At 40.9% G+C, this 25,682-nt stretch carries 20 protein-coding genes; 6 read left to right on the top strand and 14 right to left on the bottom strand.

Annotated features, from left to right (window positions below; translation table 11 throughout):
• Positions 1-85 precede the first annotated feature (85 nt).
• The 5 genes from BUC20_RS22725 to BUC20_RS22745 all read left to right on the top strand — a co-directional run bounded on the left by BUC20_RS22725 (position 86) and on the right by BUC20_RS22745 (position 2,373).
• The gene (locus BUC20_RS22725) at positions 86-454 is read left to right on the top strand and encodes a winged helix-turn-helix transcriptional regulator (RefSeq protein ID WP_073233397.1); all 369 of its coding nucleotides are present in this window, start codon (positions 86-88) and stop codon (positions 452-454) included.
• Between the two features lie 98 nt (positions 455-552).
• The gene (locus BUC20_RS22730; RefSeq protein WP_073233399.1) at positions 553-915 is read left to right on the top strand and encodes a hypothetical protein; all 363 of its coding nucleotides are present in this window, start codon (positions 553-555) and stop codon (positions 913-915) included.
• The gene (locus BUC20_RS22735; RefSeq protein WP_143166882.1) at positions 869-1,279 is read left to right on the top strand and encodes a hypothetical protein; all 411 of its coding nucleotides are present in this window, start codon (positions 869-871) and stop codon (positions 1,277-1,279) included. Before BUC20_RS22730 ends, BUC20_RS22735 begins: the two co-directional genes overlap by 47 nt.
• Positions 1,280-1,323: 44 nt before the next feature.
• Positions 1,324-1,677: a hypothetical protein gene (locus BUC20_RS22740; protein WP_073233403.1), complete on the top strand. Its 354-nt coding sequence runs from the start codon at positions 1,324-1,326 to the stop codon at positions 1,675-1,677.
• A gap of 198 nt (positions 1,678-1,875) precedes the next feature.
• Positions 1,876-2,373 carry a type 2 periplasmic-binding domain-containing protein gene (locus BUC20_RS22745; RefSeq protein ID WP_073233405.1) on the top strand — a complete coding sequence of 166 codons (498 nt, stop codon included), beginning with the start codon at positions 1,876-1,878 and terminating at the stop codon, positions 2,371-2,373.
• A gap of 76 nt (positions 2,374-2,449) precedes the next feature.
• Here the strand turns inward: BUC20_RS22745 and BUC20_RS22750 are convergent, their stop codons facing one another.
• On the bottom strand, positions 2,450-3,043 hold the full coding sequence (locus BUC20_RS22750; RefSeq protein ID WP_073233407.1) for a DUF4291 domain-containing protein: 594 nt from the start codon (positions 3,041-3,043) through the stop codon (positions 2,450-2,452).
• An 82-nt stretch (positions 3,044-3,125) separates the two neighbouring features.
• Here BUC20_RS22750 and BUC20_RS22755 point away from each other — a divergent pair, with 82 nt between their 5' ends.
• Complete coding sequence (locus BUC20_RS22755) at positions 3,126-3,683, top strand: thioredoxin family protein (protein ID WP_073233409.1); 558 nt, start codon at positions 3,126-3,128, stop codon at positions 3,681-3,683.
• Between the two features lie 107 nt (positions 3,684-3,790).
• Here the strand turns inward: BUC20_RS22755 and BUC20_RS22760 are convergent, their stop codons facing one another.
• From BUC20_RS22760 to BUC20_RS22820, 13 genes are all read right to left on the bottom strand, one after another.
• Entirely contained in the window at positions 3,791-5,050 is a 1,260-nt protein-coding gene (locus BUC20_RS22760) for a DUF4302 domain-containing protein (protein ID WP_143166883.1), read from the bottom strand.
• A gap of 17 nt (positions 5,051-5,067) precedes the next feature.
• Complete coding sequence (locus BUC20_RS22765; protein ID WP_073233413.1) at positions 5,068-6,351, bottom strand: DUF4302 domain-containing protein; 1,284 nt, start codon at positions 6,349-6,351, stop codon at positions 5,068-5,070.
• Positions 6,352-6,370: 19 nt separating this feature from the next.
• Entirely contained in the window at positions 6,371-7,222 is an 852-nt protein-coding gene (locus BUC20_RS22770) for a zinc-binding metallopeptidase (RefSeq protein WP_073233415.1), read from the bottom strand.
• 21 nt (positions 7,223-7,243) lie between these two features.
• Complete coding sequence (locus tag BUC20_RS22775) at positions 7,244-8,722, bottom strand: RagB/SusD family nutrient uptake outer membrane protein (protein WP_073233417.1); 1,479 nt, start codon at positions 8,720-8,722, stop codon at positions 7,244-7,246.
• A gap of 55 nt (positions 8,723-8,777) precedes the next feature.
• Positions 8,778-12,371, bottom strand: a complete 3,594-nt coding sequence (locus BUC20_RS22780; RefSeq protein WP_073234016.1) for a SusC/RagA family TonB-linked outer membrane protein — start codon at positions 12,369-12,371, stop codon at positions 8,778-8,780.
• Positions 12,372-12,650: 279 nt separating this feature from the next.
• A complete protein-coding gene (locus tag BUC20_RS22785) occupies positions 12,651-13,829 on the bottom strand; it encodes a FecR family protein (protein ID WP_084529182.1) in 1,179 nt (392 codons plus the stop codon).
• An 87-nt stretch (positions 13,830-13,916) separates the two neighbouring features.
• Entirely contained in the window at positions 13,917-14,537 is a 621-nt protein-coding gene (locus BUC20_RS22790) for an RNA polymerase sigma factor (protein WP_073233419.1), read from the bottom strand.
• A 270-nt stretch (positions 14,538-14,807) separates the two neighbouring features.
• Positions 14,808-16,883: a glycoside hydrolase family 2 protein gene (locus tag BUC20_RS22795; RefSeq protein ID WP_143166884.1), complete on the bottom strand. Its 2,076-nt coding sequence runs from the start codon at positions 16,881-16,883 to the stop codon at positions 14,808-14,810.
• A gap of 15 nt (positions 16,884-16,898) precedes the next feature.
• A complete protein-coding gene (locus tag BUC20_RS22800; protein ID WP_073233421.1) occupies positions 16,899-18,338 on the bottom strand; it encodes an alpha-L-fucosidase in 1,440 nt (479 codons plus the stop codon).
• 30 nt (positions 18,339-18,368) lie between these two features.
• The gene (locus BUC20_RS22805) at positions 18,369-20,333 is read right to left on the bottom strand and encodes a heparinase II/III domain-containing protein (RefSeq protein WP_073233423.1); all 1,965 of its coding nucleotides are present in this window, start codon (positions 20,331-20,333) and stop codon (positions 18,369-18,371) included.
• Between the two features lie 8 nt (positions 20,334-20,341).
• On the bottom strand, positions 20,342-20,737 hold the full coding sequence (locus BUC20_RS22810) for a hypothetical protein (RefSeq protein WP_073233426.1): 396 nt from the start codon (positions 20,735-20,737) through the stop codon (positions 20,342-20,344).
• A 125-nt stretch (positions 20,738-20,862) separates the two neighbouring features.
• Positions 20,863-22,605 carry a RagB/SusD family nutrient uptake outer membrane protein gene (locus BUC20_RS22815; protein WP_084529184.1) on the bottom strand — a complete coding sequence of 581 codons (1,743 nt, stop codon included), beginning with the start codon at positions 22,603-22,605 and terminating at the stop codon, positions 20,863-20,865.
• 9 nt (positions 22,606-22,614) lie between these two features.
• A complete protein-coding gene (locus BUC20_RS22820) occupies positions 22,615-25,671 on the bottom strand; it encodes a SusC/RagA family TonB-linked outer membrane protein (RefSeq protein ID WP_073233428.1) in 3,057 nt (1,018 codons plus the stop codon).
• Positions 25,672-25,682: the final 11 nt, after the last annotated feature.

Genomic DNA, 25,682 nt, shown 5'->3' on the forward strand with positions numbered 1-25,682 from the left:
TTTATTAATTTTGTATGGCAAAGTTCCATAACAATCTCATCGGCCACAATAACGAACAGAATTGTTAGTGATCTATACTACTGATATGAGAAAAGAAGCATCTACAAATGCCATCAATGAAAAATTCCTGTTTCAAACCTGTGAATTAAACTCTGCTTTGAATGTAATCAGTGGTCGCTGGAAGGCACAGATTATTTATTCAATCTCTCTGGGAAATAACAGGTTTAACCTGATCAGGAAAGAATTACCCAATCTCTCAGAACAGGTACTTGGGAGGCAGTTAAAAGAATTGGAAACCCATGCAATTATTGTAAAGCGCATCCTTCCGGATACGGTGCCTACCGGAATTGAATACATACTGACAAGTAAAGGGTTAGCGCTGATTCCTATTTTAAGCAGCCTTTGCGACTGGGGAAAAACCTATGAAGAAGGGAAGGAAATTTATCATTTATAACTCTGTCATCATTCTATTTATTTGAATTTCTATTTTAGCACACTAGAATAGGACTACGATCTAACCCCAGCTGTCAGATAGCTTTACACCTTGATAAAATGAGAATAATAAGTGATATAAAAGAAGCTAATGAGCTGTTGAGTTTATATATCGGAGCTACTCTGCAAGTGTTTATGTTTAGTACCAGCCTGCTACGCATGGCATTAAAATTAACGGTACCAGGCAATCCTGAAGCTGTATTTATAGTTGGTATCAGTTGTACTTCTATTGAGGGACAATTTGCGTTAAAAAACTCAAATGTATCGATTGTTACTGAGATCAATAAAGAATTCGGCGAGACCATAACGAGTATTATCGATAAATCGGGAAACTTTAAACTGATTACTTCAGGAGGCTTTGCTATAGCTCAGGGACTTGAAGAAGAATTTAGATCTTCATTTGATTCCTTTATCAAGGAATAACTTAGCAGCAGTGCCATTATCTCCAGCTCAGTCATTGAAATCAAACAAATTCGCTATTAAAATGGAAAGATTAAGTTTAATCGCAGAAATTATTTTCCTGGAAACAGCAAAGAACAGCTTCAGTTTTCCCATTGGAAATTCTATCAGGATGTCTTTTTGGCTTCCTGGCGACAAAGCATCTACTTTTTCTGAAATCCAAATCAATAACAAAATTATCGACCTTGGAAAACATGAAATTCTTGAAATAAAATTAGGGGATATAGGTTTATTGTTAAGCAGAATACAAAAAGGCACTGAGTTTAGAATGGGGACATTTCCAAATGAAATTGCTATTGGAAAGGTCATCGAAATAAAGCGTAGCTGAATGGTTAGGTTACTTACTCTCATTGGTCCATAAAACTTCAAAAGATGTTAAATGAAATAATTAATAAATATGAAAACTTTTCAGATTCATTAGTTCTGGAAATGTTATACAATACCACTTCTAAAAATTTAGAGGCGGTCATTAAATGCATGAATAAATTAAATGATTACGAATTTGAAACGATTAAGATTTTTTTTTCTGATGTAATATCAGTTCGTTTTGTTGAAAAACAGAACCAATCCAGTACATCAATAAATTCTGCTCTTTTAACAAGTAACAATGAAATTATTACCTTTGATTTCTTTCCATTGATATATGGAAATTCCGACCTACATGAAAACAAGTATTCGGATTTTATGATTAAATGTAAACAAATAGGCTATAAAGTAATTGGCTGACGCGACGAGGAATTTAATAGATCCATCTGAGCATAAATTAAAAAAATAAAATTATTTGCATCACTAAGAAAAGCCTATTCAACATGAAATTTAGATCATGATGGGCATGATTTACCTGTTCAATTTAACATGAAAAATGGGGCAAATACAAATATATTTAACTCTTGGATGCATAATTATAATATAATAAATTAACGAATGACATTTGATTTCGACAGCTACTATGCCGGTCTATTTACCAGAACCAACTATTTTGACAACTATCTGGATATCTATCCTAACCCTGGCGAGAAAAGAAACAAAGCAAAAATAATTCCCTTGCTCGCTAAAAACATAAACGAAAAAGACAGCATAAGTTTGGCCTGTACGTTAGGCGTTGCTTATTTAGATGGTGCAGATAAGGATTATACTGACTTATTGTTGTCCGTATTAAATGCCGATTGGCACATTTTGATTGAAGATATCATTGAGGTATTAGAATTAACAAAAGACCCTAAAGCCGTTGATAGCTTGTACGAAGCTGCTCTAGATTTCAGAGATTATGATGATTTCAGGTCCATTGGAAAGAAATCTATTTGGGCCCTGATCACCATAAACACTCCGGAAGCCTGGGAAAAACTATCCTTACTTGCGCAGGTTGATGACGAGATTATAAAAGAAAATGCCAATCTCTCACTTAGAAACCGTAAAAAATAAGAACGTCAATAAAACCTCGCTCTATTTAATGCAATAAAAAGGGAGAGTCTTAAGTGCGACTAGGTGTGATAATTGTTCAACTTGACTTCACATTCAGGGCAATTGAATCAGGCAAAGCATAAATCTGCTCCTTGGGTAATAATTTTTCAGCTTCATCAACTTTATGCGCTTTAATCAGCTGATGAATACTTTTAGAATATTCAGTGATGTCCTCAATTTGCACAATCCAGTCTTCACAATACTTGTCTACTGCGATACTGGAAAGGCCTATCTGAATAGATCGATATGCCAAAGCATTCAGGAAAATATCCTTTTCGGGATCCCATTGTACCCTTACCGGTGATGCAGAAAGTTTCTCTTTCCAATCCTCATGGGAAGTGTGTATCCCGGCTTCAAAATGGGATAAACATGCATTCTCCAATGCCCATTCAAATCCTGATCTTTTAATTTTAACAGCCAGGATATGCTCCTGATGTTCCTTAGTGGCCCAGCCCGAACGATACATCATCCAGAGAAAAGATGGTTTTATCCAGGTCATTCTTTCCTTCTTAAAAGGAGGAGAGATAAAGGTCTGAGCTGCTACTGCAGTTTCCGCTATGTCCCTGCGGTAAGCCTGGTAAACGGTGATGGTTTGCTCATCACTTAAAGCTCTGATTATTCTTTCATTCATTATTGTATTTATATTTATTCATTGCCAAAGCTAGCCTATTAACTATAAAAATTTAACTAAATTAGATAAAAAAAGACCTCACATGAAAATCAAACACTTATTACTAACCCTTTGTGCGCTTGTTTTTTTCGCAACAAGCTATGCACAGGAATCTGCAAAATCCGCAGATATAATTCTTAAAACAGCGTATAAACAAGCAGCTAAAGAAAATAAAAAAGTATTTGTAATCTTCCATGCTTCCTGGTGTGGCTGGTGTCATAAACTGGATAAAGCAATGAATGATGCAAGTTGTAAGCAGCTTTTAGACGATAGCTATGTGACCTGCCATCTCACTGTAATGGAGAATGATAAAAATAAGCATCTGGAAAACCCCGGGGCAATTGAGTTCATGAAAAACTTTCGTGGTGATAAAAGCGGAATCCCCTTTTTCCTGATATTGGATAAAGATGGGAAGTTACTGGCCGATTCACAGATCAGACCTGAGGGGGCATCTTTGGATACACCCGGAGAAAATATGGGATGTCCTGCTTCAAAAGAAGAAATCGCTGCTTTTCAAAAAGTATTAAAGAAAACATCTAAACTTAGTGAGGCTCAAATCACACTTATAGGAGCACGTTTTGCTGTACTGAACGGGAAGTAAGCAAACAGAAATTAATATAAATTGCGGCAGAAATGACTCTTAACCGCAATTTATATTTTAAAAGTATAAAGTTGACGTACTGCATTATTCAAATAACGCAATAGTGCTTATTTTTCAGGTCCCCAGCTAATCCAGGCTTTAGCATCTGTTACACTGACCAAATCGCAGGTATTTTTTCCGGTTTTGATCACATAAAACCCCTTTGTATCCTGCCATTTATTCGTTGTATTCCGAACAATCGGCAAAATAGCTGGAGGTGCTGTACCAAAATCACCATCATCCACAAATTTAATAGTTCCGTCAGCTGGAAACTCATTTATTGGTCCGGGTCCATACTTCCCATATGCATTATTCACCCAAAAACCCAATCTGGAATAGGCAGGATTAACCTTTGGATAAAATATAAGCATTATAAATCCCGGGATGTTTTTAACGCCGTAGGCATCAGGAACGCCTTCTACTGTAAAACCCTCATAAGAATACCATCTCGCTCCGTTTGGAGGACTGTTAAAAAAAGCCTTAGCTGCCGTTCCGTCCTTTGCAACTGGTGCGATTTCATTGGTAATAATTCCTGCAACACCAGCAGTCATCAGCTTACCTGAATTGGCCGCTAAATCCACCTGCAGATCACTAAAAGAAGTCATCACAGTAGCACCATCTACAAATGGGGTTGCCAGGTCAATCCCTGCATTGGTGTAAGTGTAGTAACTAGAGAAAGTCTGAAAACTATTATTTTTCAGGTAGTTGATGGTTAAAAACTTTGTCTCCCCATTAAACATCAGATCATATGCATTTGCTCCTATTGTTAATCGTTTAAAATACCTTTTAAAAGCACCTAAATTTTTAATGGCATTCATACTTTTCCCCATATTTCCCGCCAGATATTCATCCGCATCTTTTTTGACTGCTTTAATCAAGCTTAGCTTTGTTCCAAGTTCATCACCCAGGAATACTATTGTATCCTTGTTAGCAGATCTATAACTATAAGTACTATCTAATTTCAAGGCAGTGGCAAGGGCTGTAAAGGCACCTTTCTTACCAAAAGTAAGCACAGCATTTGTCTGTTTCGAGCGGAAAGCATATTTGGTTTCGACCGGAGTTGAAGCAGCAACCAAATTATTATCCAGGACAAACTTTGCATCATTAGCTCCGTTAAACCTAAGATAACCACTGTATGAATTTCCTGTTGTGGATTCCACATTTATTTTAAAGCCTTCCGTTCCTGAGGCTACCAATTTCTGAAGATCGCTCAGTTTGATGGTTTCATCTGTAAATGATTTTTCGACAGGGAACCGAGCAAGCTCCCCCTTTTTACAGGATGCCATAAAAAAAACAGCAATCAGTATATATATAATATTCTTTTTCATCTTTTTAGTTTGAAGGATTATTGAAATCTTATCCAATTCTTACTGTCGGTAACACTAACCAGGTCAAAAGTATTTTTACCAGTTTCAAAAGCATAATACCCGCCAACTTCCGTGAACTGGTTATAAAATTTGTTCACAATGGCAACTCCCGCAGCACCAGGGTTGTTCCCCGAAGGGTTAGCCTGATTACCATAAGGGGATTTAACAAAGACCATTTTTCCATCCGGATCCAGGCGGGTGTTGAATATCGGTCCATACCTATTCCCACCATTATACTTAAACCAGGCAATATCAAAAGGGTCATTGAACCAATTCGGAATATATTGTATTTCAGTAAATCCGTTGATCGACTTCACACCATGTGCGTCTTTTACCCCAGCCAGGGTAAATCCATTTTTACTCACCCAGGTATGCTGTTTAGTCACGAACATTCGGGTCGGTGCTCCTTTATCAATAATTAACGGAATGGCACCATTAGTCATTGTCAGTTTTGTTCCTGCTGCAGTAAATTCTGCAGTCCCTGCGGCAACATCAATATTAAAACCACTCAGCTCGGAAACAACAGTTGTCCCATCTACAAAGGGTACTCTCAGAATCAGCCCATTCGCCGTAATCCCATACTCCGTAGTGAAGCTTTTGAACCCCGATTGGTCATAGTAAAAGCTAATGGTATGTTTATCAGAATTCAGGCTAACATTATACTCCTTTCCGGCGATACTCAGTTTATTATAATAGTATTTAAAATTAGCTATCGTTGCCAGGTAATTGTTGTTTGTAAAGGCTTTATCGATATAGTCATCTCCTTCTGTTGCTTTAGCTCTGACCAAAATCATGTTACTTCCGTTTAAATTTCCCTGGAGTTTTATGGTATCCGCACCTGAGGCTAAAAATGAAAATTCAAAATCAGAGACAAAGCCCTTACCCTCTGCGCCTCCGGCACTTTTAGGATCCGGATCGGCAAGCAGATGCAGATAACTGTAAGTATCAAAATACAAGGCTGGCAATTGTGTACCTTTTATCCGGTAAGAGCTTTCTTTTCCTGTCGTAGCTTTATCCTTATCAATATCAGAATAAGTGATCACCCGATTTTTATCATCGAACTTAAACTTAAAAGTATAAGAACCTCCTCCTTTTGGAAAGAGGTAGCCAATCCAGCCATTTTCCGAAGCAACAAGTTGTTTTTGATAGACTGCAATCGCATCCGTCAACCGTTCATCGGGACGCTGATCCGCAGCAATATTGGATTTTTTACAGCCGGCTAATCCGAGAAGGATCAGGCTGTAGTATATAATTTTTTTCATGATGGTTTAATTGGAATGGTTAATTCATTATGACCGTAATGCCAGCTTTCACTTCTCTTTGTAATGCCCTGAAGTCAATGCCATAGGATTTCTGAAAATAATCAACTATAATTTTCTCTTTTCTTCTTAAAATGTCAGCTGCATTACCAGGATTTGCCGCAACAATTGCATCAAACTTTACCTGACCCTCAACCAACAAGAAGGATATGGTCTCTACGAAATCTTCATCCGCCGCTGCTTTGGAGTAAGGAGTGACCAATCCCTGGGCATTTGCATCCTTAGTACTGGTATTGAACCAGCTTGCGGTATACCATTCCGGATTTAATTGTTTAAATTCTCTGGGATATAGCTTATTCTGATGCAGGATATGTGCGAACTCATGATGAACTGTGTGCAGCATTTGTGTCAATACATCCAGATTTTTTCTGTCATAGCTATTAATTACCGCCAACCCGATTCTTTTCCCTCCTTCCGCTTCTCCTAAAGTGATGGTACCATCAGTATTGTACTCAGCACTACCGCTCATCACAAACTGACGGGGAGTAAATTTCCTTACAAATTCCTGCCCTGCAACCTTTTCATAGGTCTTCATCCAGATTTCTTTAACAGCGTCTAATGCAGGAATTACATTTTCTTCTTTAACAGGTGCAATATTCTTATTGAAAGCTATTTCATAAGGATCCCATTTATACTTTACTTCAATATTATACGGATCTGTGAAATTGACCTTAATGTAAACATCCAGTGGTCCTTTTGCCCAGGTTTCCCCTCCCAGACTTAAAATAGGAGTCTGATTGGTTTTCTCCTTTTTACAGGCAGTAAATGTGGTGATGATCAAACACATTAACAGTATTAAAAATTCCTTTTTCATATATATCTTTTTATGAATTAATTATCTCGGGTTTCTCTCTATTCCAGCCATTTCTACCTCTTTTGGGATTTGGAATACCCGTCTTGGATCATTTGGCCCCAAAACATAGGTTTTTGTTAAGTCAGCCGTAGTGTGCACTACCGGCAGGTTATGCCTCAGGATATCAAACCAACGGATGCCCTCAAACATAAATTCAGCGCGTTTAAAGTCGAGAATTGTTTTTATTAAGCCTTCCTTAATTGACTTTGAACTGTAAAAATTATTTATTTTATCAACTGTGATCTCATGTGCGGCTGCGCTATACACAGGATTTGCACTACTTACAAAGAGCCGTTTACTTCCAAAAGCATTCAGGTCCTTTAAGGCATCTGTCTGATTGCCAAGCTGGGCATTGGCTTCTGCTCTGTTGAACAACACCTCTTCAGCAGAAAACAATGGAATCATATTGTAGCCATTTCCGGTATCTCCACCTTGATTGGTATAGACAAAATGTTCTTTGTATTTCCTCAGATTGTAAGTCAATTCCCGACCATAAATTCCGTAAGCCCATGTTCCTCCTGAGACATTGCTTGCCCAGAGCGTTTTGTTAACCAGACCGATGGTCAAGGCATACCGGTAGCTGGCAAAATTCCGTCCCCACCAGGACTCGGCCTCCTGTAAAAGAATGTTTGCAGGATTTGTCGCATTACTATAAAGCATGCTCATCGCCACCGGCTCCAGCTTCCGGAAAGTTGGGGTTACAAAATCGCGTAAATTAGGTGTAATATCTCCGCCGGGAAAAACAAGATTCGCATGCTCAACTACTTTTGTATAATCCCTTTTGAACAGATAAAACCTGGTCGCAAAAGCATGTGCCGCCGCAGGGGTAAAATGATATTTTGGGACCGAATAATTGACAACACTTAATAAAGGCAAACCTTCAACCAGGTCCTTTTCTATCTGCTCATACACATCAGCAACAGTCTTACGGCTGTATTTTTTGACAACCTCTTTTTCCGGTTCCAATACATATGGAATTCCAGGATCAACTCCTGCTGTAGCAGGGTCATATACCTTTGAAAAAATGGTAACCAGCATAAAATGAGCATATGCTCTTGCGACCAAAGCCTCTCCTTTTTGCCCGACATAGTCCTGTGGGTTATCAGCATTACGAATCACCTCAAGCGCCTGATTTGCGGCTGCTATTGCCTTATAACAACCATACCAATAAAAATCCGGACTATCAGTATCGCGGCTTCTTACATCCTCAAAAAACCAGGGATCCCTGTTGAGTGGGTCTCCACCACCTGCTTCTATTCCCTTATCTTCTGCGTTATCACTAATGGCTTCACAGAAGACCTGGTAATTTGCATGAGGATAAGCCGTTACCAGCAGTTCCGAAACTTTGGCAGGAGTATTCACTGTGGCCCTTAAATCCGGAGCTGTTTCCAAATACTTTTTACAGCTGGTTCCGGATATAACCAGAACTATCAATGCTATATATTTTATATAATTTTTCATGTTTAATACTTTTTAAAAGCGATCCTACAGGCTATATCAGCCTCATTGTCATTTACTATAATCCAACTTTAAGTGAAAGAGTAAACTGTCTGGGCATTGGCAGGGCTACCCCTCCACTGCTGAAAAACTCAGGATCCTGACCATTTAATTTTTTATCTGAATACAGCAAAGCAATGTTGTTGGCAACCGCAGTCAGAGATGCCGTTTTTAAGCCAATTTTACTCACCATTAATTTTGGAAGGTTATATCCAAGCGTGATAGATTTAAGACGTACAAAGCCTCCATCTGCAACTCTTGAAGTCGAGTAGTTATAGGAGTTATATGGATAAGCTCCATCCAGTCTTGTCGCATTTCTTTTATCTATAATCGATGGGGTCTGATCATCTTTATACAGCACAAAGCGTCGGAGGAAATCATTTGGCATCGCATCCAGATCAGAATAGTTATTTTTGTATACCGGGTTGAGCCTGATTTTGTTCCCTGCACTGAAAGTAAACAACAGCGATGCTGTAAATCCTTTGTATGACACTGAGTTATAGAATCCCCCATTAAACAGAGGATCTATAGGTCCCTCATATTTCAAATACTTGTTATCTGAACTTTGTAAGAAAACTTTTGTACTTAACTCTCCATTTTCATTAATAAAGGAAGGAACTCCGTCATCTGCCTTTATTTTTTCGAAATCGATAGAGAACAAAGCACGGGTCGGGTAGCCCAACTGAGCACCACCATCAGGTCCTACCAGACTCAGAATCGATGGTTCACTGATTAAATTTGTGATTTTTCCTTTATTATAGCCAAAGTTAAGCTGAGAATTCCATGTTAAATCCTTCTTTTTGATGATCGCTCCGCCTATTGATCCTTCAATACCTCTGGAAATCATATCTGCATAATTGGCAATTTTAAAAGCTTCACCACCTATGCCCGGAGTTCTGATTGCCCCGATCAGGTCAAAGCCTTTACGTCGATAAGCATCGACAGTTACATTTAAGCGGTTGTTCAGAAAAGAGATGTCAATTCCTACATTGGCTTCATATTGTTTTTCCCAGGTCAGCTGAGAATTTTCAAGGTTTTGAATTGCAAGACCCGTTTCAATTTCAGAAAGAAAAGGCCTTAACGTATTTCCACTTTTCACGACCAAACTGGAATTTGTTGCATTTCCCAGACTCGCCGTTAACCCATAGGTTCCTCTTATCGTCAGTTTACTGATGGTGCTTTGTTTTTTCATAAACTCTTCTTCATCCGCATTCCATGATCCACTCACATTCCATGTAGGTAACCATCGTGCCTGTCTGGATTCCCCAAGCTTATTCGAACCATCATACCTTACAGTTCCGTTCAATTGATATTTGTTATTGTAGGAGTACGATCCGGTAGCTGCATAAGCCAGATAACGGTCAAACCATTTTTGCATCGCGTAATAGTTGAAATTCCCTTCTACAGATTTTGTAATTGCTCTCGGATCAATAAACGGGACTCCTCCTTTATCAAATTGATAACCATAACCTGTAAACTGAGTGTTCTTCCTGTCAATGTATCTCATTTCCTGAGACGCGAATAAACGAACGAGATGTTTCTCATTTATTGTGGTATTATAGTCCAGACTGTTACGTACAAAGAAACTTTTCAATAAGTCGTCATTGGTATAGAACATCCCGCCCTGAGGTAGTATAGAAACAGGATCACTATCCGGATCATTTGGTGGGGTGTACAAGAACTTGTTATTGCTTCTTATCGTCGCGTTTTCAGGATAAACCCCTGCACGATAGGCCTGAGGCATATTTGAATTCTCTTTAACAGAATGATCCTGTCCTGTCTTTGCGTAACGATATGCGCCAATTACATCATAAGTAAGGTTTTTGGTGATTTTATACTTGAGCTCTCCCTGAACTTTTAAATCCATCAGATTTAACTCCAGTATATTATTATCCAACTCGTTAATGATATTAAACGGAGCATAATTCATTGTAAAGTACTCCAGATTTCCATTCTGATCGTAAGGGTTTAGTGTACGACTGGTATTTAAAGCATAACTAAATGGATTCAAATCGAAATTTCTGGAAAACTCTCCTGATACCGGATTACTTGTCCGGCCTAAGGTTCCGGGTGCTTTCTGATCACGGATAGATCCGGTGGTGATCAATCCAAAACTAAGTTTATCGTTAATTTTCCAGTTTCCACGGATATTTCCTGTAAACCGTTGTACCTGATCTGCGATCGTCCAGCCGTTATCCTTCAGGTAACTGGTGGAATAATACATTTGAGATTTATCAGAACCCGTTGAAACACTTAAGGAATGCTCCTGCATAAATGAATTCTTAAATAACACGTCAAACCAATCTGTATTTTGGTTGGCATACTTATATAAAAATCCGGCCCGGGCTTCCGGCGAATTGTACACCCCCGGAGTCGTTCCTCCATTTATAAAATCGAGGCTCTGATAAAGTTTTTTGTAAACTCCTCCATTTGCACTGTTCACAATGCCACCATATCCTAAAAGCCCTTTTCTATCCATTTCGGAGAACACAGACATCTGGTCATAGGAATCCATAATGTCAAATGTTTTATAGGAAGGCTTTAAATAGCTGGAAAAATTCCCAGTATAAGAAATCAAAGGCGAACCATCTCCTACTTTTCCTTTTTTAGTGGTAATCAAAACTACGCCATTCATCGCACGTGCACCGTATAAGGAAGTTGCCGAAGCATCCTTTAGAATTTGAAAACTTTCAATATCATCAGAATTGAGACCTGCTACAGATGAGCCCAATAAAGTACTGGGATCACCAGTCGACAACTGGTCGTTGGAAATATTTACAATATCTTCAATAACCACCCCATCAATCACCCATAACGGTTTATTTTCACCAGTGATTGAAGTTGCACCACGAACTCTGATTTTTGGGGCGGCACCAAAGGTTCCGGAGACATTCTGTACCGAAACCCCCGCCACACGTCCTTCCAGCATTCTGCTCACATCAGAGATTCCATCGCGTTTTGCATCTGCACCAGTCAGGGTTACTGCTGAACCGGTAAACAACTTCTTACTGATCGTTTGATATCCGGTAGAAACCGTGACCTCCTTCAATTGGCTCACATCCTCTTCAAGAACAACATCAATGGTAGTTTTACCAGAGATCTGAACCTCCCTGCTTTTGTAACCAATATAGCTAAAGACCAATGTAGCACTTTCCTCGACGCGAATTTGATAAGCACCTTTCTGATCAGTGGAAGCAGATGTTGTTCCTCCTTTTACCTTTATACTTACCCCGGGTAATGCCGCGCCGCTCTTATCAGTTACATGTCCGCTGACCTGAACTGAATTGACATAATCGGCAATTTTATCCAGAAGATTTTTTTCCTTTTCCTTGATAACGACTGTTTTGTCCAGGATCTCATAGGAAAACGGCTGATTTTTGAAGCATAGAATCAATGCTTCATTTAAAGTACTATTTGTTACCAAAACATCAACCTTACTTGCTTTCTCCAGTATTCGTTCATTGTAGAAAAACTGGTATCCACTTTGTTTTCCAAGCTCTGTAAAAATTTCGGTAAGCGAGCTGTTCTTTTTATTAAGGTTAATGTTTTGGGCTATTCCTGCCGCACTGATTTGCATAAGGGCGAGGAATAGAATAACGAAGGTCAACTTCATAATTCTCCAAATTTGATTGCGCTGCTGCGTTTTTTTTGGCAGCAGAACGCAATGAACAATATTATTCATATGTTTGTTTTGGTTGGGTTTTCTGATAAACTGTTTGTACAAGATTGTTAAAGGTTAAACCCAATGATTAGAGGACCGTCGATCGCCATCGAAGGTCCTTTTTTTGAATTCAACCTCTATCCCTTAACCCCCGTCGCTTTTGTAATTTTTTTCCATGTTTTGGTTAGTTGATTAGTTAAATTGATATGGTTGATTGTTTTATGATGTGATTTAATTTGAAGAGATCTTCATCTTTCTCCCCTCTATGCTGAATTGAACATCACTCAGCTGCAACATTTTGATGAACTTACTTAAGGTCACAGATCTGTTCACTTTCCCTGTAAACCGATCTGCCGGCACTTTCCCTTCGTATATGATCTCGAGATCATACCAATTGGCCGCTTCAGCTAAAACTTCGGATAATGTATTGCTTTTGAAATAGAACCAGCCTTCTTTCCAGGCCACGACCTGATCAGTATTGACGGCACTAACTTCTAAAGTCGTTCCTTTTTGGAACGCCTGCTCTCCAGGTCTCAGCACAATTGGCTCCTGTTCCGAACCAGTAAGGGAAACTTTCACAGAACCTTCCAGCAGGGTGGTTTTCGCGAATTTTGAATAGCTGTTAATGTTAAAATGAGTACCCAGCACTTCTACCTCTTGCTGCATGGTTTTGACCTTAAACGGACGCGCTTTATCCCTGGTTACCTCAAAATAGGCTTCGCCGTCTAACTCGACTCTCCTGGTGTTGTTTGGGGGGGCAAAAGAAACCGGATAAGTCAATTTAGAAGCGGCGTTAAGCCATACTTTAGAGCCATCAGGCAAAATAACCTGATACTGACCTCCCTTGGGTGTTTCAATCGTATTCATCTGATTACCATTGATTTCCTGGTTGTCTTTTATCGTATAGATGAGTTGTCCGCCATCTGTTTTACTGATTTCTATGCCTGCCTCACTGGCCAGCTTCCCATTAGCCACATCAGTAAGGACAATACGTTTACCATTTGCAAGCGTTAAGTAGGCTTTATCTGAACCAGGCATAATATCTTCCTTTTCCAGACGGGCCAGTTCTCTTTCTGTTTTGTTATGGTCCGAATAATAAAAAAACAGAAATCCTATCATGAAAAGCCCCGCTGCCACTGCCGCCAAAGGTTTCAGGAAATTTGGCCATAAAGGAACCGGAGTTTTAGACTCTATTCTGGATGTGATTTTTAGATAGACCTTATCCAGTATATCCTGATCAGGATTTAACCTGGAAAGAGGTTCTACTTTATCCAGTTCAAACCGCTCCATAATCGCCTTCAGCAGAACAGCTTCATCTTTTGTGTTAAAAAATGATAAGAGTTCTTTCACCTCATCAGGGGAACTTTCATTATTCAGATACTTGGTTAACAGTTGATTTTTCAATTCCAAAATATGCACAGTTTTAAATGTAAGACGCTGGTCAGGAGAAAACCATCGGCTCCATGTTTAAAAAAAAATGAAATAATTTTGGGATGATTAGATTTGTTCGGAAATAATTGCTGCTGCAATTAAGATAATGCTCAACTCGCCGGAGGTAACAAAATAGGTTTTGATCGCTTTTGTGGCCCGGACAATATGATCGTTAATTGTCGAGTTTGAAATGCCCAGTAACTGACCGACCTCATCATAAGATTTACCTTCAAGTTTACACAGTATAAATATTTTACGGCGTTGAGGAGGTAAAGTTTCGATTGCTTTATTCAGCAAGGTCTGGTCTTCCTTACCAATATACATTTCTTCAATATCCAGGTACAACCCTGAGGCAGCAACAACCAGGTGTTCCATTAACTTCTTATCGCGCACTGCTTTTCTAAAATAATCCTTTACCAGGTTTTCCGCAATACGATATAAATAGGAATGAAAAGAAGTATGAATGGCCAGCTCAGCTCTTTTATCCCATATTTTTAGAAAAACATCCTGCAAAAATTCCTGAGCAATTTCTTCATCTTTTAACAATCGTTTCAGATTGCTGTAGATTTTCTGACTATACAATTGATACAGATAAGCAAAAACAACACGATCCCCATCCTTTAACAAGGAAATCAGTTCCGTTTCAGTAGAATTACTATAAGAATTAACATCTTCTGTGTCAATCATGGTGTATTCAAGCTTATTAACAAGCGCTCCCTCTACGCTTTCACTAAGTAAGACATTTTCGACCGTAATTTATTACACAAACGTTCAAAAAAATATCTTTTTAACAAAAATTCACACTTAAATCATTAGGATTAAACAAATAAAGGAAGAAATTACACGTTAATTTCAAATAATCGGATGACATTTCGATTTTGAACATCACAAAGAAGAGAAATCATTAGGTTCAACAATAACGGCACACATCCATATGCCGTTATTTGTTAATTTTTATTAAAAAGTCCAGTTTAAGTGATCTTTTTTTATAGTATTCCCACTCCCGGCTGCTGCCTCAATACTATTCTTTCCTTTTTGAAGCTTCACCTTTTCAAAAATATAATGAACCGCGGTAGTTCCTTTTTTGACTCCCGTTACTTTCCTGCCATTCACGATCAGTTCCGGTGTCCCTGTATTGGAATATACTGTTACTGTAGTTAACGCATTGACCCTTTTATTGTTCCTTCTGCCGGCGATGTACACCATTGGTTCCGGATTCCAGTTTGCTTTATACCAATAAAATGCATCTTTCTTCACTTTTCGATCAAAAGTGATCAGCCCTTTCATGTTTCTTGCTGGTACACCTCCCCCATTTGCAGGAGGCACTGCAAAATCAAACATGTTCCAGACATAAGAGGCTGCGATATAAGGATGTTTTTCAATAATCCCCCATTGAATCTCATGGAACTTCTGCTGATAAGCTTCAGGCCAGAACTGTCCGGAAGGGTTGCCTGTATCCCTGCTCAGTTCTTCCTGTTGATCAATGTTTGCTTCCACCCCATATTCAGAAAGCACCAGTCTGTTCTCAGGATATTTTTTTTCCAGACCAGACACCCATTGTTCCAGATCACCGATCCGGCCTTCATACCAGCCATAATAACGGTTCATACCCTGAATATCAGCATTCAGATTTGTAGGACGGTCCATTTCCCCATAACCACTCACACTTACGGTGTAACGGTCAGGATCTTCTGTTTTTGAGATATCATCCAGATCTCTGGTCAGTACAGCGGTATAATCATCCGGTGTTTTTCCATAAACTTCATTATGAAGTCCCCATACATAGATGGAAGGATGGTTGAAATTCTGACGGATCAATTCTCTGAGCTGATGTTGCGCATTGCCAGCTTCCTTACCGGAAACCGCATTTACAAAAGGAATTTCCGCCCAGATGACAAAGCCCATGCTGTCGCATTTTGAATAAAGGTATTCTGATTGCTGATAATGCGCAAAGCGGATAGAAGTGGCTCCCATTTCCTTAATGTCATTTAAATCTGCAACATGTTGATCATTTGATAAGGCATTACCCTCGTCCTGCTTATCCTGATGGCGGCAGACCCCAAGCAAGCGGTAAGGCTCATCATTCAGGAAAAACCCTTTACCAGGTTTCATCTCAAATTTACGGATCCCCAGAGGCTGACTAACCTCATCCAGGACCTGGTCTCCATCCATAATTCTGGCCACCAGTTTATAGAGATAAGGATCTTTAATTCCGTTCCATAAATGTGGATTTACCAGATTCAGGTTTTGGGTAAAGATCTGCTCCCCTTGTGTAGACACATTGACCGGAGTATTTTCTTCCTTAACCACCTTCCCGTCTGCATCATAAATTTTCGCCGACAGGGTCAGGGCCACACGCTGCTCCGACTTGTTTTCCATCTTCACTTTCAGCTGAACATCTGCTGATTTAGCAGAAACATTTTTCTGACTAATGTATATCCCCGGTGAGGCAAAATCAGTTACCGCAATATTTACCTTATTGGTAACAATCAATGATACAGGACGGTAAATCCCACCATAGATCGGGAACAAGCGGTTGTTAATGGGAATCACATCTTCGCGTTCCTGGTTATTTACACGTACTTCAATTTTATTTTTCTGTCCGTATTTCAACGCATAGGAAATATCGAAAGCAAAGGCAGAATATGATCCTTTATGCTCTCCGATAAAGCGTTCGTTCACATACAAACGGGATTCAGATCCGACCCCTTCAAAACGTATGAATATCCGCTTCCCCTTCCAGCTTGTATCCGCCTGAAGCTCCTTTTTATAAGTAGCATCCCCCGCATAAAAACCATTTCCCGACTGGATGTCTTTGTCGTTCCAGGTGTGAGGAATACTGACATTTTTCCATTTCAGGTCCGTTAAAGCAGCATCTCTCCGGTTGGCATCTTTTTTAAACTGCCAATCGTTATTGATGGCAATCACTTGTCTTGCACTTTCTTTCACCTTCGTTTGTGACCTTACTGTGGTGCTCAACAGCATGGCAACTGCCAGCAACACCAACAAAGATCTCTCCCGTTTAATCCTCATATCTGTATCTCGTTTTTAAATTTTAGCTTTCTCATATTTAGTACCATTACCTTTTTCTGCTTTGGCAGTTTCCAGCACAATGACAAATGGCTTTGATTGTTCCCTTTTTTTCAGATGCAGGAAATACTCATCTCCGCTGATCTCCTCAGGACTAAAAACCTCCTGAGTATCAGCCAGCAGGTATGCTTTTTTGATGATCGTCTTTGGAGGTGTTTTTATTCTTAACGCGGCTGATACCGGCACATTAAACACGACCATATAAATCTTATCCGTTCCGCTCTTTTTTGTGAAATAACCCCAGTCTTGTTTCTCATAACCTGCATATTCACAATTATAGATGGCCTCCTGATTGATCTTCATCCAATCGCCAATTTCTGTTGCCAGTTTGATTTCTTCCTGACGGATGGAACCATCCCCTTTAGGGCCGAAATTGAGCACAAAATTACCTCCCATGGAAACACATCTGGCCGTCATTTCGATCAGCTCATTCCCCGTTTTGATATGCCCGTTCCATGCCGCATTATAACCCCACTGGTTTTCGGGAACCGTCATCACACAGTCCCAGTCGTTGCCATGAACATCTTCGATTTTAGCAGGTATTTTCCTTTCCCATCCCTGTTCGTAATCCCCCATTAATACCCCATTGGAATCAAAATGACGTTTTCCGTTTTCGTCTGCCCTGAACCTGCTGCCAATGATCAGCCCCGGACGAAGTTTGCGCATTTCCGTTTCCAGCTCATCAGCAAAAGCAGCCTGTTTCACCCATGATTTATCCCAGGTTCCATCAAACCATAAGCCTTTGACGGTAGGGTAATTGGTCAGTAATTCGATCAGCTGGTTGCGTGTAAACTTCTTGAAGCGTTCAAAGGCAATGCTGTCTTCTTTGGTTTTGAGGTCATACCGCCAATCTGGATGGTTCCAGTCCATCACCGAAAAATACAGGATCACATCTATCCCTTCCTGATCATAAGCATCTACTACCGCCTTTACGATATCTTTTTTATAAGGGGAATTCTTTACGGTATATTTCGTGTACTTACTTGGCCACAAGCAAAATCCATCATGATGTTTGGTGGTAAAAGTCACGTACTTTGCCCCCATTTGTCTGGCTGTTTTTGCCCATGCCTTCGCATCAAAAGCAGTTGGGTTAAAGCTGTAATTCAGGGAATCATAGGTAGATTTAGGAATTCCGTTCCAGGACCTGATCCACTCGGCAGCACCATTATACTGTTTTCCATTCCAGGCGCCGCCAGGGATGGCGTATAAACCCCAATGGATAAATTGCCCAAGGCCATAACCCCTCCACTTTTCCATAGCTGCATCGCTTCTTTTTCCGACCCTATGGGAGCCATGCAGCAGGGTTATTTGTTCTTTAACAGCAACCTGTTGTGCAGATGCCGGTTGTAAATTCGTCAGAAGGGAAAGCCCTAATGCTGCAATTATCAATCCTTTCATTGTTTCTCTGTGTATTGGTATTAGTCGTAATTATTTTTTATAGAATTTAAGGACAACCTGATCCTTTAGTGTTTTACTTTTGAATATCAATTGTACCCGGTATACCTTCTCTCCCCAGCTCTTTTTCAGTCTTGGATCTTCGAGTTCTTCTGTCTCTGCTTTGACCTCGAATTTCGCTGGATCGTATTTCAGGGCAAGGCCTGTTTTACCGAAAATCAGCTCTCCCGAGCCTTGCTGAACAGGCTCAGAGGTTACAAAATTTAACAGGGAAGGCTGCTGAAATTTTTTCAGCTGATAAGACTCTGTTAAGGTTAACATTTCTTTGGCCGGATAAAAATCCAGGTTACGCTTCCAACTGCTTACGGCAGCTGCTTCAGGATAAGCGGCAGCCAGATCTAAAGACAGGCTTTCATGACCAGGTTTATGGGCATAGACAAAGTCTTTTGCCGCATACTTTTTTCCGTCCAGCTGCTGACTGCCATTGATGTCAGGGCAGTTGTGCCATTGGGATTGCAGGTTCCACAATTCGTAGCGTTGTTTACTGAATGTCTTACTGGTATAAGTGCCTACTCCTACATCAATGATAGCAGGCTTACCATCCATATAAATGATGAAATTGCCAATATCATTATGGTTATGACTTTCGGCATTGTGACCTCCCTTTATTGCGACAAACATGCCTCTCGTGCTTCCCGCTTCCGATCGCATCGTCAGTACCTGTAATTGCGGTAACAGGGAAACCTGAGGGTATGGGGCAACTGCAGGAATTTTCAACAGGTCTTCATAGATCGCTACAGACTGTACAAAATCAGTTACATCTCCTGATGGAAGTTTCTGATGTTCCTGCTTAAACTGAAAAGCCGCGAACTGTTTCAATACCGGATCATTAAAGAGCGTCCCAAACTGGTAAATACTTTCAAAATCCGGGGTTGAACGGGCAGTAGCATCTGCAAAATTCACCATATAATCGTCTGCGATATGCATTTTATAAATGTACTTTCCCATCTCATGGAGGAGTGGTTTGTTCTGCCAGTTGAGTTGTCCCTTACTTGCACTGCTCAATAAGGTCAACAACCTGATGAGTTTACCTCCGGCCTCTCCCCAGTAACTGGGACCTTCGTCACAACCTCCGTCTAAAGGATATTGATTAATGAAATTGTCAGCACTGCGCATGATTTTTCCGGCGAAGCTGTTCAGAGAATCCGGATTTTGCATGGTCAGTAAAGCAGTGTGCATACAATTGGTATTGACCCATGCGTTCCAGTTGTTGACTGCATTTCCTTTGAAGCCCATCCACCAGAAATGATTGTACTTCATATAGGGCTGAAATATTCTTTTGTCCAGTTCAGACAGAATCCTCTTATTGATCACTTTGGAATAGCTGGCAAGTTCCGGAGCAAGCAAATGATAAATCATGGCTACCGTGACTGCTGTACGACCCGCGTTCAGGTCAATATATCCATCTTCAGCATTGGGAAGGTCTGCCCCTTCCTTTTGTACCACGATATGCGCGGGAGCTACCCAGGTACTTTCTTCCAGCACCAGCCAAAGACCGTTGACCAATTGAGGAATAAACCTTCCTTTTCTTTCGATCAGTTCGCCGATCACCAGGTTTGATAATTTTCTCCGTCTTTCGGATTGCAATTGCTCGTAATTGGTTCTCGTTCCGGTATGTTTATAATCCAGATAAAGGCTTGCCGGTAAGGAAGGCCAGGTGTATCCATTTGCCTGTTCTGCCTGTTTGATAAATGTAGATTTTAAACCTTCAGGAAGGGCATCAATCTTTTGAAAGGTTTGTAATTGCTGTTCTTTTCTCCATGCTCCGATCTGATTAAAATCTACACCTTTATTGAATTCAGCAATCAACCAGTTTCTGGATGCTTCTTTTTGTCCGTATACCAAATGGAAACCCAAAATCAACAGAGAGGATAAGATCCACTTCCTTAGATTGAGCGATAAATTGCTTTTATTCAGTGCTGTGTTTTGAGTTTCCATATTTGGTTTTATAATCCGTATATCGTAATGTTACCTTTCCCATCTGTACCTGATCCATCTCCATCTATCATCAAGGTGATTAAGATCTGATATTGCTTATAACCAGCAGAGGCGGGGTCCCAGATCGTAAATTTCGCATCTCCCTCAAAAGCCCCGTCTTCATAACCACCTGCGGTAAAATCCAGTGGTTGTATCCATTGAAAAAAAGTATTTCCCGGATCAGTGACCAAAAGACCTTGTATCCCCTGGTGGGCAGTCAGGTGTACAACTAAGTTAAATACTTTATTGTCAGTACTTGTAATCTGATACTCTTTGATTTGAATCTGGGCCTGTGCCTTGTTCACAAAAGACAACAATAACATCATTGATAGTGCTGTGCATAACATTAAGATTTTTCTTTTCATCGTTTAATTATTAAGGTTTATAGATTTGGTTATTTAATTCAGATTCAGGTATAAAAAGGACCCTTCGCTGATGCGACCAAACAACAAGCGAAGGGGAAACACAACTTAACCTAATGATTATCGTTTTACCAACCGGGGTTTTGGATCAGCAAATTATTCTTATTTATTTCTTTCAAGGGGATTGCCCGGTAATACATCTGGGGACTGTTAAATTTCCTGGTTTCAAATGTGATTCTGGCATTGGTAAAAGTATTGCCGTTTTTCGTCCACTTCATTCCTCCCATTGGCCCGTTTAAAAGGTTTTCTGCAATTTTCCATCTAAAGATGTCAAAGAGGCGATGTCCTTCTTCCGAAGCAAATTCGATACGTCTCTCATGGCGGATTACTGTGCGCATTTCTTCTTTCGTCAAGCCTGGAGCAAGGGCATAAGGATCCAGTCCGGCACGTTTGCGGACGGCTTCCACCGCCTGATATACTGCTGCATTCGGACCCTGGAATTCATTTGTTGCTTCTGCAAATGCAAGCAGGATATCCGCGTATCTGGAAATCACAAGACCGATCTGGCTGCTCACTCCGTAGTTCCCACCTGCATTTTCATTACAAAACCTTCTCCAAAGGTATCCCGAAACGGTATTGTAGGTAGCAGACCCCATTCCATCACCAGGAGCCAGGGCATAAAGGTCTACCGGCTTCTTTGTTAAGCTGGTCCTGTCCAGCCATAGTGCCTGGTTATAGATAATCGTGTAATAAAACCTTGGATCACGGTTGAGGTATGGTGTTGTTTCTACGTATCCTGATCCGGATTCTGAAATGAGTTTACCATTCTTCATCGGATAATCATCTATCAGCTGCTGTGTAGGATTTCCAAAATTCTGACCTCCGCGTGAACCCGGCAGCATATATTGCTCATAAAAACGCCCGGTATTCCGCATAATCTGAAAGATATATTCAGAGTTCTTACGTTGAATTCCCATGTCATAATAGCCATAGCCCGGAGCAGTGGTATTGTCTTCCACAAGGCGGTAGAGTCCAAGGTCCATGACACTTTTAGCCGCATCAGCGGCGATTTTCCAGCGATTGACATCATAGCTTTCATAGCCGAGAATTGATTTTAAAGGGCCGGAGTTTGGGTTATTTTCATTGTAAAGCGGGCTGGCAGCCATCAACAGCACCTTTGCCTTCACTGCAAGTGCTGCCCCTTTTGTGGGCCTGCCAAAATCTTCCGGCAATTGTTCCAACGGCAATATCAGCGCAACTTCATTGAGTTCTTTTTCTATATAGCCAAGGGTCTCCACGAAGCTGTTTCTAGGTAACATAAAATCATCACTCAGCTCATATTTTTTATCTCCCAGTAGGGGAACTCCACCAAAGACTCTCAGCAAGTGATAATAAGCATAAGCCCTTAAGAATCGGGATTCAGCGATTAACTGTTTCTTTTTTGCTGCAGAAAGCGGCGCACGTTCAATGTTATACAGAAAAACATTCACCCGTCTCACCATCGCGTAACAGACATTCCATGTCGCTAAACTGGGCGCACTATCAGAGGCTCCAGCCACATTGGCCAGGTTAAATCCCTGCGAAAACCCACCTGAATACCGCGCCTCTCCATCATCAGAAGCATCAGAAAAGGCCCATAATCCACCACCCCCTGTCCCATTTTCCATGAAATAAGTTTTGTCGAGCTCTGCATAGACCGAATTCAAAAACTGAATGCTCAATGCACTGTCGGCGAACACAGTTTGTTCATTGATCCGCCCTATATCTGTAGGATCCAGGAAACTTTTATCCGTTGCTTTTTTACATCCGCCGCTCCACACTGCAAGTCCCAAACAGGCAGTGATCATGATATATTTAAATAATTTTTTCATGGTTTCTTCTTAAAATGTTACTTGTAATCCAAAATTGACAATCTTCATCTGAGGATAATTCTGATAAGCCTCCACACTTCCTCTTTTGGATTCCGGGTCTACATCATAAATCTTCAACTTATTAAAAGTGAGTAAGTTGAGTCCACTTGCAAAGAACCTGACATCTTTTAAGCGCAAGCGCTGGGTAAAGAGTTTAGGCAAATGATATCCCAGCTCTACATTTTTTAAACGGAGGTAATCTGCAGGTCTCAACCAGAAGGTGGACGCATCAAAACTCACCCCTCCCAAACGGGGGTATTCGGCTACATCTCTGGTTTCCGGTGTCCAGCGCTTCTGGTGAATAGCTGCCGGGATTCCGTTGGAGTTACCAATCTGCAACAAGGTATTTGAGCTGATGCTACTTCTTGCTGCCCCCTGTAAAAGGAAAGAAAAGTCGAAATCTTTATAGCTAAACCCGGCAGAGAAGCCATAAGTAAGCTCAGGAGTTTCTGGTTTTCCAATAGGACTGATGTCATTTCCATCGATGATCCCATCACCATTTACATCCCTGTATTTCAGGTCACCCGGCTTAACCAGCTTTCCTGCTACCTTCGGGCTATTTGCGATATCCGCCTCATCATTATAAAAACCTTCAGAGATATAACCGTATAACTGTCCTACCGGACGACCTGTTTTCTTCAGGTTTGGAGCTACTGAAAACGGTTCATCTCTGAAAAGAATTTTGTTCCTCGCAAAAGAAGCATTTGCGCGGACAAAGTACTGGAAATGATCATTTACCGCATTCCGGTGATTCAGTTCCAATTCAAAACCTTTATTGCTCACCCTTCCAATATTTACCGGTGGCAAGCTCAGACCAGTATATCCGGGAACAGTTTCCATAGCAGTCAGGATGTCGTACCTCAGGTGATCAAAATAATCAGCAGTAATTTCCAGCTTGCTATTGAACAGCTTCATGTCTATCCCGATATTTGCTTTACGTTCTTTTTCCCAACGCACGTCATTGTTACCTAGTGTTCCAGGGGTTACTTTTGGTTGCCCTGTCGGGCTTTCCCCAAAATAATACCCTCCGCCGGCCACCTCATAAACTTCATCGTACAGGTAGCGGTTGCCTTTCACCTCATCACTTCCAACAGTCCCATAAGAACCTCTGAATTTCAGGTAATTGATTACTTTTATATTGTCTTTAAAGAAGGGTTCTTCGCTAATGTTCCATCCTCCGGATATTGCAGGAAAGAAGCCAAAGCGATTTTTAGCCTTGAAACGATCGGAGCCATTATACCCCGCATTAAATTCAATCAGGTAACGCGATTTAAAATTATACCCCAACCTTCCGGCATAGCCCTGAAAGTTTCCCGGTGCATCAGAACCTTTGATGTCTCCTGTACGGTTCGTCAATACCAAACCATATACATTATGCTGTCCAAACTGTCTGCTGTAATTCAGAATCGCCTGAAAATTCAATCTCCTGAAAGGCGACTCATAAGTACCATTCCCTCTGACCAGGGGTTCAATCCTCAATAACTCAGGATATACCGGATCCAGAACTCCTGTTGAAGGAATCATGGTATATACCGGAAACCGTTCACGCGTCAGCTGCCTGTTGAACTCCGACTTATTCGTATAAGCGACCACTCCTTTCAGGGATAAACCCTCCGTAATGAATCCCAACTTATGTTCTGCACTCAGGTTGAGGTTCAGGTCATTGCTGTAATTCCGTTTATACCCTCCATATTCCAGGGCTCCTACCGGATTGAGTGAACCTCCTTTTACCCCACCATAACTTCCATCGGCATTACGTACCGGGTATACCCATGGGCCAAGTAATCCACTGGAGATCCTGCGCCAGAAAGGAAGTGCCCCTCCCCCCATCGGATCCGGTAAATAGGGTTCATTGATTTCGCTGAAACGTGTGGAAAGATCCAGTTTCAGGCTTAAATTTTTGTTGACATCCAGATCAACATTAGAGCGGATATTGTACCTTTTTAAATAATAATTGTTATTAAAATCTTCCTTTCTGTCTACATCTTTAAGGATTCCGTTTTGATAGATAGATCCTGCCGAGATGAAATAACGAAGGCTGCTGGTTCCCCCGCTGATGTCGATGTTGTTGCGCAACTGTACCGCATTGTCCTTCATCACCTGATCGTACCAGTTTACATTGGGATAGCGGAACGGATCATCACCCAGGCGGAAATGTTCCAAAGCGGCATCACTGACCAGGCCAGGATAGACACTATTAGGATCCTGTCCTGAATTGATTGCCTGTTCCTTCATCAAGAGCAGGGATTGATAGGAATCCAGTGATTTCCTTAAAATGGTTGGCATCTGCAAACCGGCTTCCGTCCGGATAGTAATCACTGCGGGCCCTTCCTTTCCTCTTCGGGTCGTGATCACGATTACCCCGTTGGCACCCTTTATCCCATAAATCGCTGTTGTAGCCGCATCTTTAAGGATAGAAATACTTTCCACCTCATTTGGATCAAGCTGATTCAACTGCGCATACTGGTATTCCACATCATCCACGATAACCAGAGGACTATTGCTGTTTCCGGCGAATGAACTGACCCCGCGGATGTAAATATTGGCAGCATCCTTTCCCGGTTGCCCGCTTGTTTGTTGCTGGAATAGTCCCGGTAACCTTCCTGCCAGTGAATTCTGGATACTTGCAGCCGGACTCTGACGCAGCTCTTTTCCACTGATGGTGGCAATGGAACCAGTATTGGTAATTTTCTTTTGTTTGGCATAGCCCACAACTACTACCTCATTCATCTGCGAATTGTTATCTGCCAGTTTCACGACAATGGAGTGGTTGGTTCCGATATTAACAGTTTGAGGTTCATACCCCATACTCCTGACTGTAATTTGCCTGCTTGTGATCCGCAGGGTAAAAGCTCCTTCGATGCTGGTGGTTGTTCCATTCTTTTTGGCACTTCCTGTTTCAACGATTGTAGCACCCGGAAGAGGAGTACCTTCCTGATCGGTCACTTTACCACTCAATACGATCTGTTGAGCGAATGCCATAGTGCCCAGGCACAGCATAAAGCATATAAGAATTATTTTTCTCATTATTTCTGTGT

Origin of the sequence: Pedobacter caeni (assembly GCF_900129215.1) — a bacterium.
Lineage (GTDB): Bacteria > Bacteroidota > Bacteroidia > Sphingobacteriales > Sphingobacteriaceae > Pedobacter > Pedobacter caeni.

Bases quoted from the DNA above. Each gene is read 5' to 3' on its own strand.
- BUC20_RS22725 (WP_073233397.1), top strand. From the start codon at position 86: ATGAGAAAAGAAGCATCTACAAATGCCATCAATGAAAAATTCCTGTTT.
- BUC20_RS22730 (WP_073233399.1), top strand. From the start codon at position 553: ATGAGAATAATAAGTGATATAAAAGAAGCTAATGAGCTGTTGAGTTTA.
- BUC20_RS22740 (WP_073233403.1), top strand. From the start codon at position 1,324: ATGTTAAATGAAATAATTAATAAATATGAAAACTTTTCAGATTCATTA.
- BUC20_RS22745 (WP_073233405.1), top strand. From the start codon at position 1,876: ATGACATTTGATTTCGACAGCTACTATGCCGGTCTATTTACCAGAACC.
- BUC20_RS22750 (WP_073233407.1), bottom strand. From the start codon at position 3,043: ATGAATGAAAGAATAATCAGAGCTTTAAGTGATGAGCAAACCATCACC.
- BUC20_RS22755 (WP_073233409.1), top strand. From the start codon at position 3,126: ATGAAAATCAAACACTTATTACTAACCCTTTGTGCGCTTGTTTTTTTC.
- BUC20_RS22760 (WP_143166883.1), bottom strand. From the start codon at position 5,050: ATGAAAAAGAATATTATATATATACTGATTGCTGTTTTTTTTATGGCA.
- BUC20_RS22765 (WP_073233413.1), bottom strand. From the start codon at position 6,351: ATGAAAAAAATTATATACTACAGCCTGATCCTTCTCGGATTAGCCGGC.
- BUC20_RS22770 (WP_073233415.1), bottom strand. From the start codon at position 7,222: ATGAAAAAGGAATTTTTAATACTGTTAATGTGTTTGATCATCACCACA.
- BUC20_RS22775 (WP_073233417.1), bottom strand. From the start codon at position 8,722: ATGAAAAATTATATAAAATATATAGCATTGATAGTTCTGGTTATATCC.
- BUC20_RS22780 (WP_073234016.1), bottom strand. From the start codon at position 12,371: ATGAAGTTGACCTTCGTTATTCTATTCCTCGCCCTTATGCAAATCAGT.
- BUC20_RS22790 (WP_073233419.1), bottom strand. From the start codon at position 14,537: ATGATTGACACAGAAGATGTTAATTCTTATAGTAATTCTACTGAAACG.
- BUC20_RS22795 (WP_143166884.1), bottom strand. From the start codon at position 16,883: ATGAGGATTAAACGGGAGAGATCTTTGTTGGTGTTGCTGGCAGTTGCC.
- BUC20_RS22800 (WP_073233421.1), bottom strand. From the start codon at position 18,338: ATGAAAGGATTGATAATTGCAGCATTAGGGCTTTCCCTTCTGACGAAT.
- BUC20_RS22805 (WP_073233423.1), bottom strand. From the start codon at position 20,333: ATGGAAACTCAAAACACAGCACTGAATAAAAGCAATTTATCGCTCAAT.
- BUC20_RS22810 (WP_073233426.1), bottom strand. From the start codon at position 20,737: ATGAAAAGAAAAATCTTAATGTTATGCACAGCACTATCAATGATGTTA.
- BUC20_RS22815 (WP_084529184.1), bottom strand. From the start codon at position 22,605: ATGAAAAAATTATTTAAATATATCATGATCACTGCCTGTTTGGGACTT.
- BUC20_RS22820 (WP_073233428.1), bottom strand. From the start codon at position 25,671: ATGAGAAAAATAATTCTTATATGCTTTATGCTGTGCCTGGGCACTATG.